13 protein-coding genes and 1 riboswitch are annotated in these 13,623 nt (G+C 45.0%); of the genes, 2 read left to right on the top strand and 11 right to left on the bottom strand.

Annotation, left to right across the window (positions count from 1 at the left end; all coding sequences use genetic code 11):
* Nucleotides 1–59 precede the first annotated feature (59 nt).
* Genes VXK47_RS15080 through VXK47_RS15030 form a run of 11 tightly spaced genes read right to left on the bottom strand, consistent with a single transcriptional unit; the run spans nt 60 to nt 10,599 of the window.
* Entirely contained in the window at nt 60–560 is a 501-nt protein-coding gene (locus VXK47_RS15080) for a hypothetical protein (protein WP_435549612.1), read from the bottom strand.
* Nucleotides 561–575: 15 nt separating this feature from the next.
* The gene (locus tag VXK47_RS15075; protein ID WP_435549611.1) at nt 576–1,859 is read right to left on the bottom strand and encodes a hypothetical protein; all 1,284 of its coding nucleotides are present in this window, start codon (nt 1,857–1,859) and stop codon (nt 576–578) included.
* A gap of 2 nt (nt 1,860–1,861) precedes the next feature.
* Nucleotides 1,862–3,577, bottom strand: coding sequence for a baseplate J/gp47 family protein (locus tag VXK47_RS15070; RefSeq protein ID WP_435549610.1), 1,716 nt, complete (start codon nt 3,575–3,577; stop codon nt 1,862–1,864).
* Entirely contained in the window at nt 3,574–4,017 is a 444-nt protein-coding gene (locus VXK47_RS15065) for a hypothetical protein (RefSeq protein WP_435549609.1), read from the bottom strand. The genes VXK47_RS15070 and VXK47_RS15065 overlap by 4 nt, the downstream gene beginning before the upstream one ends.
* A 2-nt stretch (nt 4,018–4,019) precedes the next feature.
* Entirely contained in the window at nt 4,020–4,418 is a 399-nt protein-coding gene (locus VXK47_RS15060; protein ID WP_435549608.1) for a PAAR domain-containing protein, read from the bottom strand.
* Nucleotides 4,418–5,077 carry a phage baseplate assembly protein V gene (locus tag VXK47_RS15055; RefSeq protein ID WP_435549607.1) on the bottom strand — a complete coding sequence of 220 codons (660 nt, stop codon included), beginning with the start codon at nt 5,075–5,077 and terminating at the stop codon, nt 4,418–4,420. Before VXK47_RS15055 ends, VXK47_RS15060 begins: the two co-directional genes overlap by 1 nt.
* On the bottom strand, nt 5,074–6,075 hold the full coding sequence (locus VXK47_RS15050) for a hypothetical protein (RefSeq protein WP_435549606.1): 1,002 nt from the start codon (nt 6,073–6,075) through the stop codon (nt 5,074–5,076). Before VXK47_RS15050 ends, VXK47_RS15055 begins: the two co-directional genes overlap by 4 nt.
* Nucleotides 6,072–6,740 carry a hypothetical protein gene (locus VXK47_RS15045; protein ID WP_435549605.1) on the bottom strand — a complete coding sequence of 223 codons (669 nt, stop codon included), beginning with the start codon at nt 6,738–6,740 and terminating at the stop codon, nt 6,072–6,074. The genes VXK47_RS15050 and VXK47_RS15045 overlap by 4 nt, the downstream gene beginning before the upstream one ends.
* On the bottom strand, nt 6,737–8,482 hold the full coding sequence (locus tag VXK47_RS15040) for a hypothetical protein (protein ID WP_435549604.1): 1,746 nt from the start codon (nt 8,480–8,482) through the stop codon (nt 6,737–6,739). Before VXK47_RS15040 ends, VXK47_RS15045 begins: the two co-directional genes overlap by 4 nt.
* Before the next feature lie 18 nt (nt 8,483–8,500).
* Entirely contained in the window at nt 8,501–8,884 is a 384-nt protein-coding gene (locus tag VXK47_RS15035; RefSeq protein ID WP_435549603.1) for a hypothetical protein, read from the bottom strand.
* Between the two features lie 14 nt (nt 8,885–8,898).
* Complete coding sequence (locus VXK47_RS15030; protein WP_435549602.1) at nt 8,899–10,599, bottom strand: phage tail sheath C-terminal domain-containing protein; 1,701 nt, start codon at nt 10,597–10,599, stop codon at nt 8,899–8,901.
* A 489-nt stretch (nt 10,600–11,088) separates the two neighbouring features.
* Here VXK47_RS15030 and VXK47_RS15025 point away from each other — a divergent pair, with 489 nt between their 5' ends.
* Nucleotides 11,089–11,679: a nucleoside deaminase gene (locus VXK47_RS15025; protein WP_435549601.1), complete on the top strand. Its 591-nt coding sequence runs from the start codon at nt 11,089–11,091 to the stop codon at nt 11,677–11,679.
* Nucleotides 11,680–11,816: 137 nt separating this feature from the next.
* Nucleotides 11,817–11,910, top strand: a riboswitch (TPP riboswitch).
* A gap of 137 nt (nt 11,911–12,047) precedes the next feature.
* Nucleotides 12,048–13,346, top strand: coding sequence for a phosphomethylpyrimidine synthase ThiC (gene thiC, locus VXK47_RS15020; protein WP_435549600.1), 1,299 nt, complete (start codon nt 12,048–12,050; stop codon nt 13,344–13,346).
* Nucleotides 13,347–13,623: the final 277 nt, after the last annotated feature.

Below are 13,623 nucleotides of genomic sequence, written 5' to 3'. Positions count from 1 at the left end.
TAAGAAGTAAATTCAAGCGGCTCCGTTCTGATGACGGATTTTTTACGTATATGTTAAATTCAATACCACTGCAAATCCCCATAAGGAAAAGATACTTCCCAGAACATAGTCAGTTCGTGATCGTCTCCTTTGGACATCGGGGCAAAAATCACCCTGTTGTAAAGTACCGAAGTGCTTTCGTTCTTTGCTATAAGACCGGCTTCCCGGATCATCCCTACAGCAGCTGCTGCGGGAAGCGTCCCACGCACCTTGACCGTATAAACACGTTTTTCGGCATTATGTTCAATAGCAAAAGACTGCGGCGGCAGAGCCACTTCGGTTTCCCCGCTCAATGACCCGTAATCGCTGTTTTCATCATTGATCAAAGCAGTTGTGTCAAAACTGTCGGGCTCCTCCATATCCGATGTTCCGACCCCCATATGACTTATCGGGAACCCCTGCCCGGAAAACAGGCGGGCGATCATTTCACCGCCTCCCTGCATTACGGCATTTTCAACCGTCTGCCGTTCTACAACTTTACCTTCCCGGTTGCGAAGCTCGATTAATAAACGTCCTTTCATGGCATTTCCTCTTTTTCAACTGAATTTTACTTCCTCAAATTTTGATTTCCCGAATATAGCTCCGGTCTTGGGCGGTGCATCCCTTCCGGTCGGACCGTAAGAACTGAATGTTTTGGGCGAAACATCCCGCAAAGTATCGCGCTGATGCTGAACCTCGGTAAAAGGAGCCAGGCTTACCGCGGCCTTTATTCCGGCGGCTTTAAGACTGTTAACGCCGTTTTGCAAAGAAAAGATTAATCGCCTGCGTCTTGTTTCTGCAACATCTTCTCCTGCTTTGCGAAACCTCATAATACCTCCGGACAGGCTGACGGCAAAAGATGCCGGAACCGCTTCGTACCAGGCTGCGGTAAGTTTAATAACCGGCTGCTGATAAAATAAAGACTGGTCGAAGGATGTTTCATCCAGCCGCCCCTGATGCATTATGGTGTCGGCAAAAGCCAGAAGAAAACGGTCAAGGCCTGTCCTGTCATAGTGGGCGACCGGAAGAAACCAGAGCCTGTTTTCTCCCCGGACAAGTTTAATAGCCAGAGTCTTTTCATCAAACTGCTCATCACTCCATGGCATACCGGGTTGATATCCGGTAATCGAGCGAAGTTTTTTTGTAACATCCTCTCCTTCAAGGGATGCCCCGGCAATGCCCGATGGACCGGCTGTTATCCACAAACGCTTGCCGGGCGGTATTTCGCCAAGATAAATAAGCGCCTGACCTGTTGTGATATTTGCGCAAACAGGGACATACTCAGGTGTCGACGTTATACCCGTATAAAGCAGGTGAAGACTAGTATCATCTATGCCGCGCTGATTGATTGTGAATTGATGTAAGGGTTCGATTCCTCCATTTTCAGGTATATATTTGTATTTTTTAATTTTCGGGTTTTCGATAAACCGGGCCGAATCTTCACTCTCAGTTTTGTCCTCTTCCCGCCAGCCACGTATCGGCGGAACAAAAACCGTATCCACTGCATCCTGATAAAGGTTTATGTATTCCTCGATAAATGTCTTAAGGCCATAAACAGTTGTTGTCCCGTTTTTAAGCCAACCATTGCGAAGCGCATGAACCCATGCCCTGTATTCCCCAAGATCCTGCCAGCTTTCACGCTCAATACCCAATACTGAGGCAAGCTTTTCGGCTTCGGATACTTCTTTTGTGCTGTCAAACCAATGCGACTGCTGAATACCAAGCATGAGTTCATCAAGAATTTCAATCTGAAGACCGCAAAGCGCCAGAATCCGGCCGACCAGATCCCCTTCCCGGTAAAGCAAAGGCAGACGTGAGAGCATACCACCGGTATGAGACATATTTAAGAACCTTCCCTTATTTCGATGTTTATTTCATCACGTTTAAAAGTATCTTCCTGATTTGGAACATATTCTCCCAGACCATCTGACAGCTGGAAAAAGCTATCCTGCACTTCAACGGTAATTAACGCTTCTTCACGAATAAGGACAAAACGGGTATCATCACGTATGGCTGCCGCCATAGCATCAACGGTAAGTGGTGACTGAGGACTTCTTGTTGCAAGAAAACCATCGAAAGCCATAGTAATACTTTCATTAACTTCCTGTCCGGTAACACCGGGTTCAAGATCAAGAGGAAGAAATGCGCTTACTGTAATAGTCTGTGCAACAGGTGCAGGCGCTTCTTCAGGCTGGATCAGAGGAAATTCAAAAGGTTCCTTCACATCAAGTATCTCATTTGTTGCAAGGCTTAAGCTGTCTGCAGGAGGACTGCCTTCGCATATAAGAGATACGGCAGTATCAACAACCGCCGGATTTTCCAGCACCAGCGCCGCCAGTTTAGCCTGTCGGACCGAACCTCCTGCCGGAAGCGTTGAAAGATGATTTTTAATTTTTTCCTGAATTTCTTTTTTAAGCAGCCCTGTACTTTCTTCCGGCAATCCTCTTCCGGCAAGAGTCAAAGATATTGAAACCGAAACCGGTTTTCTGACAGCTTCTCCCTGAATAATTCTGACACCGGCTGGCCTGAGTTCCTTTAACCTGCGCTGAACCTCTTCAAACACCTCATCCGTTTTGTTGCTGTATGCGATTTCAACTTTAAGTTCACCGGGGACATCATTTGGAAATTCCGTGATGGAAACACTCTGAACTCCTTCTATCGACAAAAGACCGAATTTCATGGCATCAAGTGTGCCATGTAAAACCCCATGCAAAGCACCGGAAGTTCTGCGTCTCAATTCCTCGTCCGATTCACGGACGGAAAGGCGCCTGGCCGGTTTAGGATTTGTTATTTCTGCTATGCCGGCGATCAGAACTTCCGGCCGGTTTAAAGTATTTTCAGCAGCTTCTTTTGTGCCGGGGCCTTCTCCACCGGCCGCCACTTCCCGTGATTGTTCATACGGTTCAAGCACAAGTGAGCTAAGTGTCATATATCTGTTGTTATTTCCGTCGCTGACCACTGTGCCTGCCGGTATTGTTATACGTCCGGCAGATCCAAGTATACGTGAAAATTTCAGATTAACAACCGGATGACCGGCAGGCATACGATTTACACCTATAAGCGCCACAACTTTATCCAGGGCATTGTCTGTTGCGGTTTCTAAAAAAGCCGATTTATATACAAAATCCAGCTGTTGCTCGGTTGTTGCAAGTTCACGCCCGAAAGTTTCCATCATTGTTCTCGCAACCGAGCCCACGGTGACATCAGTAATCGGTGTAGGTTCGGTTGTGACCGGATAATAATTTATGATCAGGGTAGACCCGGCATCAGGCATACGGTTCCGGTCGCGAAACTTTACTGAATCCAAGCCTTCATTTCCGGTGGCGATCAGTTCATAATCATTAGGAGTGTAACGGATTTTAGTTTCCACACCTTCCGGATCAACTCTGATTTCTTCAATGTGAGATATCCGCCGGACAGGGCGTTTGGAAAGTTTCTGCAAAATAATCGGCTCATTTATACCTGCCTCAACAGTTAAGGTTTCCCTCACGGTACCGCCCGTCATGGTGGTAAGCAGATCTCGTACAAGTTCTTCGTAAGTTCGAGGGGTAAAACTCATATACTGACCTCTAAAGAGAGTGTTATGGTTTCTTTTTCATCAAGCGGACTCACTTCCAGATGGAAAGCAAAGCTTGACGGCGTTTCTGAGCTACGGTCAAATATAACCCTTACAGCCTTAGCCTTAACTCTTGGTTCCTGCGCCACTGTTTCAAGAACATACAACCGGCAAAGGTTGCGGAGTGCTTCGGTTTTACGGCAACCTATAAGCTCGTGCAAACGGGAGCCATATTGCGCATGACCTAAAGACTTTAATGTTCCCCGTGGGGTTAATAGTCTTAATATCAATGCCTGTGCAATCAATACCCGGTCTGAGACCGTATCCAGATCAATTACTTGTGTTGTTTTACCTTTTCTCCGGGTAACAATATCAATTTCGGCGGCATCATGAGCCGTCAGCCAGGGAACAACAAAAAGATCGGTGCCAAAGTTTTGTGCCATAACTATCCTATAAAAACTGTTCCTGCTGCAATTATCTGACCCACAGGCGCATCAGCAGGATCATTGCAGGTTTTAACCGGATCAGCCTGCCGGGCTGCGGCTTTGCCGCCTATTTTGACAGTCATGCTTCCCATCATAACAGTACCTTTGTTTGCCGGTGGTTTCTGAAAAGAAGTTCCAGGCGGCGTGGGCATATGCGCAGGCTGGTTCGATGCAGTGGAATCCACAACCGCCGCAGCCTTGCCGCCTATTTTAACCGTTTGTATGCATCCTGAGTCAATCATGCCGTTGAAAGGATGCGGCAGGGGCGTAGGCACAGGACCTGCGCCTGTCGGCACCATAACTATATGGGTATCAACTCCGGTTACAGTACAATTTTGTGTTGCAGCAGGCATTCCCATTAATTTATATCCACCTTTGCTCCTGAAATTTTTACCTGTGATTGTCCGCTGATTTCAATTTCCTGGGCCTCAATGGTAAGTTTTGTTTTAGCGGTCATTGTAATATCACCGTCTTTTTTCATAACTATAGTCGATCCGCCCGCTCCAAGCTCGGCTCTGCCACCACCTGCCGTTGTAAGAGTAAGATTCATATCTCCTACTTTTACGGCAACCGAGTCTTTAAGAATTTCAAGACTCACATCTTCAGACAGAGTAAGAGTTAAACTGGGTTTTGCACGAGTAATTTCAATATTTAATTCCGGTTCATCATTTCCTGCAGGAAGCCTGAGAACTATGTTGTCATCGTTATGTTCCGGAGGCTCTTTTGCCGGAGTATAAAGCTGCCCCACAACAACCGGAGCATGATAATCTCCATCCATAAAAATTACTACTACAACATCATCTACCGCCGGAATGGAGGCAAATCCCATCGCCCCGGTAGCAATAGGCACACGCGGAAAAACAAGGCCCGTATCGCGCATTTTTACGCTTACCGCATAATCCGGATCTTTATCTCCGGCAGGAAATAATTCAAGCACGATACCAATACCTGCGCTTGCCCGTGATCCTGCTTCATGCCTTGCAATTCGGCTGATACTGTCAAATAATGATGAACTCAAATCAAGCCTCCGGCAGATGATAGGCTGCTGCTGTCTGAAGTAATTGCTTCAATGGTTGTAACACTTAAGCTGTGAGCGCTTAAATGATGACTTAATTTTGTACAATACCAGGGACCTTGTGAAAGATTATCCGGCATCTGCTGTGCGCTGAAACAAGCACCTGGCCGAAGAGCAGGCATTACAAGCGTTTTTGCCTCCATCATGCTTGCATAAGCTCCCTGGCGGCTGTTAAGACTTTTTTTCGAAGTGGTAACGGCATCAGGCGTTCTTAACATATGTACGGGAACCCAGCGTGCATCATTACCCGGTTCCGGAGCATCCGTGGGAATCGGTTTTGCAGTTGGCCGCTTTGCATCAGCTGCATCAATTGTTCCGGCCGGGCCGCTGCCTGTGGCAATAATCTGATAAGCAACCGGAACTTTGTTTTTGGTACAATACTCCCTGATTTCCCGGCCAAATGTCAGGTTTATATCCGAATCTGAAGGCCAGGTTGTGGCTGTGAGAGCACCTTGTGCCGATACAGCAGCATAACCTCCCGCATGTTTTACCAGATCGGCGATGTGTTCGGCGCTTGTACGATTCTGATGCGCAATATAAAATGCCGGTTTAATATCAACATCACACTTATCAATGTCCACGCCGCAGTCTGCTGCAAGAGTCTTTACAATTGTAGCAGCATCCTGTTTATCAAAGGTTTTTGCCGGACGGGCTGCATTAAGAACGAAACCTGCATCGGCAACTATAACTTTTGTCTCATATATGCTTTTATGCACCAGATAAATTTTGCCGGTAAGTACTGTCTCCATACCGTCTCCGCCATCTATACTGATGACTGCATCATCTCCGGAAGAAGCATCCATCTGCACCGAAGCCGGCATTATGAGCTCTGCCTGGTTGACTGCCGGTAAAAGCGCAAGAGTGATATGGGCAGAAATAATATGCTCGTTGTAAAGATAATTACCAAGCCTGGCTTCTATAACTATGCTGCGGATACTCATGAGAAAAGCTCCGTCAGGTTTGACATTCCGGCGCCAAGCTGGTCGGCAATGGGACTTAAGTTATCCGCAACATTCTGGATCGGCTGCAAAATTCCGTCTACCGAAAGACCGTCCAGATCGGCAAGGGCACCCAGTTGATCAAGAAGATTCATTGCACCATCAAGCGCGCCTGCGATATCACCTGCCAGATCGGTTAAATCACCCATGATATCGGTATCAAAGCCAAGATCGCCGAAGCCGAATCCATCCAGACCACCAAATCCCGAAACTTCGGCAGGAGGAGGAAGAGGCGGGCTTTCTGTCAGGCTTAGCGAATATGTATAATAATTTGGCCGTCCTGCTGTTTCGTAAACCTCAAAACGATTTATTATAACATGCGCAATATCAAGCGCTGTGGTAATATCTGCTGAAAAAGTGAGTTCTTCTCCTGTTTGCGCCGCTGTTTGCAGAGTCTCAAGGTTTTCTGAGACTTCTTCACCGAAAAGCACTCCTTCAATAAATATCCTGTGCGAAGGGCGGCCATTTCGCTGGTGAACTTCGCCATCAAGACCCGGAATGCGGGCCGAAATAAATCCACCTTCAATACTGTGCTTTATGGAACTGATATATTCCAAAGATATATCGCCTAAAAGCGGAACAGGACGGCTTGAATCCTCGTTGCTCATCGGTCAATTCCTCTAAGATCGGCTTCCTGATGCAAAAGTTCTGCAATTTGATCCGCCGGGTTCAGAAACGGATCTGAACCTTTATATAAAGGACCGGTCATTGACGAATCGGGTATTGTATTCAGGGTTCCGGATCGCTCTTTTAAAAAATGCATATTTTCCGGCACTGGAGATTTTGTTGCCATTTGATTTATCAATCCGGTATTTTGTTTTTTTTCATCTTGGGCAAATTGAGCTAAAGCCTTGTAAGCATCGGGAGGCGTTCCGGATTTGTCTGGCGCAAAGCCTGTATTTTGTAATATTAAAGGTGCTGATGGTTTCATATCGGAGATTTGATGATTATCTGTTTCCGGAAACATAACTTTGGGCAAAGTACTTTCAGAATTTTTCTTATCAGCATGTGTTTGTTTAAAATGATCAGACTTTATGTTTTGTTTTGGTGAAGAAATCAAGGGGGCCTTGTTCTTTCCCAGTGATACGATAAGAGCAGGAAATGAACGGCTTGGTTGTAAAGATGTAGTAAGCACATCAGGCTTTAATGAAGTTTTATCTTCATACGCGCTATACTGATTAATATCTGTTTGCATAAGTTTATCATTTGATACAGAACTTTGTTCCGAATAAGCGGCCAGGCTGCTTTTTTCAGTTTTGCCGGACAAAGAACCGGCCGGTTGATCTGCTTTATTTTTTTGAGATCTTTTTAAACTTTTCAGCTCAGGCCGGATAAACGTTTTTGGTTTTATCTGTTGCTTTGTTTGTAAAATATTTTCCTTAACCACCTGATTATTATCTGCATGAACAGTACCAACAGAAAATGGAGCACAGGTCGTACCTGTTCTTTTTTCAACCTGGCCGGTTTTCAGGTTGTAAGTATGCAAATTATTCTGAACTTGCGAAGTTTCTTTTTTCTCCGTCCCAGGTTTTAAAGACACTGCATGCTTTACGTCCTGTCTTTTCTCTGACAAACCGCTTTCTTGTATTTCAATCCCGGATGAAATATTTTTATCTTCAGGTGGGCTATCAAAAACAAAAGAATTTGTTTTATCATTCGATATCTGTTTTTTTACGACATGTGTTTCTTTGTATGAAGCAATATCATATCCTGCTGTTTTTGCTGATAACGAAGAACTTTGCTCAGAATAATCCGGCAATGGCTCATCACATGCTTCTTTTCTTTCATTTCCGGCAATATCCTGATCCTGAATCATTGTGTTCAAATCAGAAGAGATGTTCCCTCTTTTAAAAATAGATACCGCCAGTTGATATTTGAGGGATAACAGCGATTCTTCTTTCGAAGGGGCCAGAAGAATAGTACGCCAGGGTGTGCTGCTGCCGGAAATTTGCATACATAAGGAATCAATATGTTTTGCCGGGTAGCTGTCGATAATTTCGGCAGACCAGCCATAAGCCCTTGAAACTACATGAGCTGTTTCGGCAAAAGGCACAGCATCCTTTCCAGCTCCTGCAAGGTGCAGTGCAATTATTTCTACAATATCACGTTCAGCTACACCGGGGCTGACAGTTGCCATATGAGCTACTGTGGCGCCCAGAAAATCGGCATATTTTGCGGCATGACGGGAATTAATATGCGCCGCCGTACGTTCACCAAAGGTAATCTGCCGCAAAACCGGCCCGTCTTCTCCGCCGATGCGCAGATCACCTTTGTTCCCGATGGCGCATACTTCAACCCGAACAGGACCGATAATTGCTTCGCCCCGGTTGGTGTCAATTCTTAGCGTCATTTTATAAACCGCAGCCTGTTATCCGAGTTCTTCGCGTACGCGTGTAGCAGTAAATGTGTAAACCGCCGAGCCAACACCTCCGACATCAAGTTTAAAGGTTTTTTCGCTTAAATAACACTCATCAAAAGATACTGTCATTTGTGTTTCACCGTGGCGAAGCTGAGAAGTGATCTGGAATGCCGTTTCACCGACAATCTGATCCAGACCCGGGCTTGTCGAATTTACTGTAAGTCGTCCTTCAACATACTGGGGGCCGGAAATCATACCGATACGTTCGGCTCTTCCCAAAGCATAAACGTTGTCTCGTTCCTGGTGGTTGCGGTATTCGACTGACTGGACACCTTCTATTGGCTCTCCGTTGATCAGAACACTGCTTTCATTTGCGGCAAATATAGTAGGCACGTTATCCTCCTGTTCTAATTTTTAACACGTATTGTGGCATAGATATAATCGATGGCTCTTACCGGTCTTATGGCTATGTCTATCCTGACAATACCCTGAGCAAAATCCTGCTGTGTTGAATATACATCAACAATAAATGCCGGGTCCTTCCCGTCGGTTGACGGAACAATAGCTCCTTCACGCTCCATTCTGGTGAGCGTTGCAAAGATTTGCTGCTTTAAGGCGGTTCGGGCATCTTCGGAATTAAGCTGACCAATGAAATTTTCCGATATTGCCTTGGTTTCGCGAATAGCTTTATCTGCTACGCGCGTTACCGAGATCTGATCACCGATTGTATTTAATGCTCTTAACACCACAATCCCACGGCCTGCCCGCTCCTGAACAACCAAAAGATTTGTTGTTGAACTCAAAAGACGGTTCAATTCGCTTTCCCGGTAGGATGAGGGATTTATATCAAACAGGGGCACTGTTTTAAAAGTTGGCGATTCTTTGGGATTCATGCGGCCAACCATTCCGGCAACAGCTCCTTCCGCACGACTTGGCGCAATTAAAACAAAACGACGATTACGCACAGCCGATGCATGATCTTTGATTTTATCAAGACTCGCTGCTTCCGTTGGTGTTACCGAACCGAAGGCTATGCAGGGTGAGCCGTCATCGGCCATTTTTACCGCATGGGCAACAAGCGACTGATGGATCTGTATGACTTCATTATCCGCACGCGCAGGCTCTATCGATGCGCAGATAAGATCTATGCGGGGATCTTCTGTCAACAGATCTATCGCATCATTATAATCATTTGCGCCAGGCGATGTGCCATCTGTAAATATAACCGGCCCGCTGGTTGCAGTCGGAAGCCGTTTTCCTGCCGCAAGAGAACTGGCGGCACGTATACGGATCAGACTGCTCTTTGCCAGAAGAACAAAAGGCAGGTAAAGGTCGCTGTCAGGATTCATTGTCAGGCCCGCCAGCTCTTCCTGTAATGCAGCGCCGCGGTATACCTTGATGTTGATTGTTGATGTTGAATCAGATACTGTCAGTACTGCACGCAGCCCGTCAGGCTCTGCATCCTCTTTAGGAAGAAGCTGAAAGAGAGTTGATGTATCACCGTCAACAAGCACATTAATAGGTGTACCGGGAGCATCGAAAATATATGTGCCTTCAGCCGGTAATGCATTTTGAAAACCTGCATCAAGCGCTACCACAAGGTTTGATTTCTGGTTGATGGTATCAAAAAGATCGTCAGGCTGCCCCGGTGCTACACGTAAATCGGGAAATGTTTCAACAGCCGCACCATCGACTATAAGATACAATGTAACTCTCACGATATTGCCTAACGCATCCCGAATTGTACGAACCTCGGCTGAAAGCTTATCAGCCCATTTGCGGTTAAAACGGCACTTAAGAAGCACAGCCGGAACCGAATCTTCGTTAAGCAGAGTAAGTATTGCCGCACTGCCGCCACTTACTGCAGAAACAATAACTTCGCTTGCACCGTTTGACAGAGCGTGCACCGCCTCTTTCATGCTGTGTATGGTTCCCGGCCCAATAAGCTGCTTGAGTTCGGAAACTTTTGATACACCAATAAGACGGGTGGTTACGGGCGGACGATCAACAACTCCGGCAATACCGATAATACCGGATGGCGCGGGTAAGGGTGGAAGGACATCAAATTGTGCTTCAACACGGACACCGGGAACTACAAGAGTAGACATACTACCTCCTTAGTGTGTTTAGGGTAGTGGGTTAAAAAGCGGGTTAGAATAAAAAGTATAAAGGATAACTTTTCAGGTTTCAAATCTATTACAATGATTTATTTTTGTCAATAATTTTGTTATTCGGAAGCATGAAATAAGGAATAACTTATGCTGGTAAAATTTCACGGATGCCAGCTTATCTTACTTAACACTTAATAAGCAAATATATTGAAATTTAATTAATTTCCCTATAAAAGCAAAAAGTGTACACATATAAAATAAAGGCTTTACACAAAAGTTTAGCAAAAGGCCGTAAAAAACTATTATAGGAGCCACTTTCAAAACGTTTCAGTTTGGTCAAGGTCAAAGGCGGGCGAAAATTTTAACCAAATGAATACATTTAGTGTTTCGAGGATAGCGCTATGCTTCACTGCATGCAAAATTTGAGCCCAACGCATAAATCGGCCTAAATGGAACTTTTTGAAACTGGCTCACAGGTGAGTCAATATGTCATTTCAGCCCGGTATTATAGAAATTATACTTCCCGATTGGATTGATGCTTTCATAAACAAACACCCTGCTTTTATTTCATCAATTGAGGATCGCATGTCGTTTGTTATAAAAGCTTCACAACTTAATGTTTCCAGAGGTACAGGTGGTCCTTTTGCAGCTGCAATATTTGAGTCTGAATCCGGAAAATTACTCTCACTGGGTGTAAATTTGGTTACCTCAGGAGGTTTATCTATTCTGCATGCGGAAGTATTGGCTTTTGCACTTGCACAGAAAAAAGTCGCTACATACGATCTTGGGGGTGCGAACTTGCCTTCTCACGAGCTTGTGTCCAGTACAGAACCATGTGCTATGTGTTTAGGTGCAATTGCCTGGTCCGGAGTACGAAGAGTTATTACCGGTGCCAGCGATTATGATGCAAGAATAATCGGTTTTGATGAAGGACCAAAAATCAAGAACTGGAAAACTGAGCTTGAGAATAGAGGGATTGCCGTCATATGCGATGTAAGGCGGGAAGAAGCGGCAAAAGTTCTTCTTGATTATTCCTTGCAAGGAGGGAAAATTTATAACTCGCGGGAGGCCGGTTAAAGGCTTTTCAGCCATATATTATTTATATATTTATCTGTTTATATAAATAATGCACTTCTCCCCATTTATAGGTTTGAAAAGTAAGATTAAAAATTAAGAGCATTGACATAGCTGCAATTTATTCTTAAGATGCAGAAGAATCTCGTTAGGGGGGCCGTCAAACGGCTGAGAATCGACTCTTAACCACCTGATCAGGATAATGCCTGCGAAGGGAAACGAGTTTTTTTGCACTTAGCTTTAAAATCTGCCGTTTCTCATGATAACACAAATGCATTACTCCCCCTTTTTGATAGCCTGAACTTAGCGGTAACAGCTATATACCCAGCTGGCATTACCCGGTATAAACAATAAAATAAGAAGAAAGAAATATGACACAGCTTGAAGATGCTTTAAACGGAAAAATAACCGACGCCATGAAACAGGTAGCAGAATATGAAGGAATGATTGGCGAGGAAATACGCGCAGGAGTTGCAACAGGAGAGATTGTAATCCCGAAAAACATTAATCATGATTTTAAAGCACGGGGGGTGGGAAAAGGGCTTAAAACCAAGATAAATGCAAATATAGGAACATCTCCCAGCCATTTTAATCTTGATGAGGAGTTAAAAAAACTCGACGTGGCGGTTGATGCCGGCGCCGATGCTGTTATGGACCTGTCCACCGGTGGTGATATTTCTCTTATTTTAAAAAAAATACTTGAACACTCCAAGGTAATGATCGGTACTGTTCCTGTTTATAAATCTGTTTCTAAAAAATTTTTGGAAGGCAAAGCAAGTACTGAGTTAACTGTAGATGAAATTTTTGATGAAATTGAAAACCAGGCTAAAATTGGAGTGGATTTTGTTACTGTTCATTGCGGCATCACCCGTCAAACTGTAAATGTGCTTAAAAATTCCAACAGGTTGATGGGAATAGTATCCCGGGGCGGAAGTCTTATGACCGAATGGATACTTGTCAATGAGAAGGAAAACCCGCTTTATGAATATTATGACCGCCTGCTTGATATCGCCCGCAAATATGATGTCACACTTTCTCTGGGAGACGGCCTGCGCCCGGGAACTATCTGTGATGCAGAAGACAGAGCCCAGATTTGTGAGCTTGTGGTTCTTGGAGAACTCGCACAGACAGCAAGAAAAGCAGGGGTCCAGGTTATGATTGAAGGCCCCGGTCATGTTCCGCTTAACCGGATTGCTGCTGATATGAAGCTCCAAAAACGTTTATGCGGAAATGCTCCATACTATGTTTTGGGCCCGCTGCCAACAGATATAGCGCCCGGTTATGATCACATTGTTTCAGCCATAGGCGGTGCAATTGCCGCAGCAAACGGGGCCGATTTTCTGTGTTATGTCACGCCTGCCGAACATTTAAGCCTGCCAACGATCGATGATGTGCGGGAAGGAGTAATCGCCTCCAAAATTGCCGCTCATATCGGAGACATAGAAAAAGGAATAAAAGGGGCTTGGGAGCGTAACGAAAAAATGTCACACGCCCGCAAACGGTTTGACTGGAAAACCATGTTCGAACTATCGATAGATCCTGTTAAAGCTTGCAGGATAAGAAACAGCAGCGAAGATAAAAACAGAGACGTATGTACAATGTGCGGTGATATGTGCGCCTTAAAAACTTATGAACGTGCGATGACGAACCCGTCTTTACATAAAAAATAATGTAACCGGTACCTTTCCAAATTATAGATGTTGGGGAGGTGAGCGAGCCCTTTAGTGTGAGCTCGCGGAGCCTCCCCAACTCTATAACTTGGGACATCAGAGTTATAGTCAAGAGTTGTGTATGGAATAATTAGGTGGCGATCCATTTTTTTTCAATTCCATTCACAAATTTGACTCCTTTAATTACTTCAGCCAATCGTTCAGGGCAGTGGAGACGTAACCATTTTTTCTCAGCGCACTCACAAAGTTTAAATGCCATAGTAATTACAGTTGTTGC

The sequence above is a fragment of the Desulfobacterium sp. N47 genome, assembly GCF_051233685.1.
Classification (GTDB): Bacteria; Desulfobacterota; Desulfobacteria; order Desulfobacterales; family RPRI01; genus RPRI01.
Note: the sequence above shows the minus strand (reverse complement) of the source record. Positions and strands in the feature narration are given on the sequence as shown.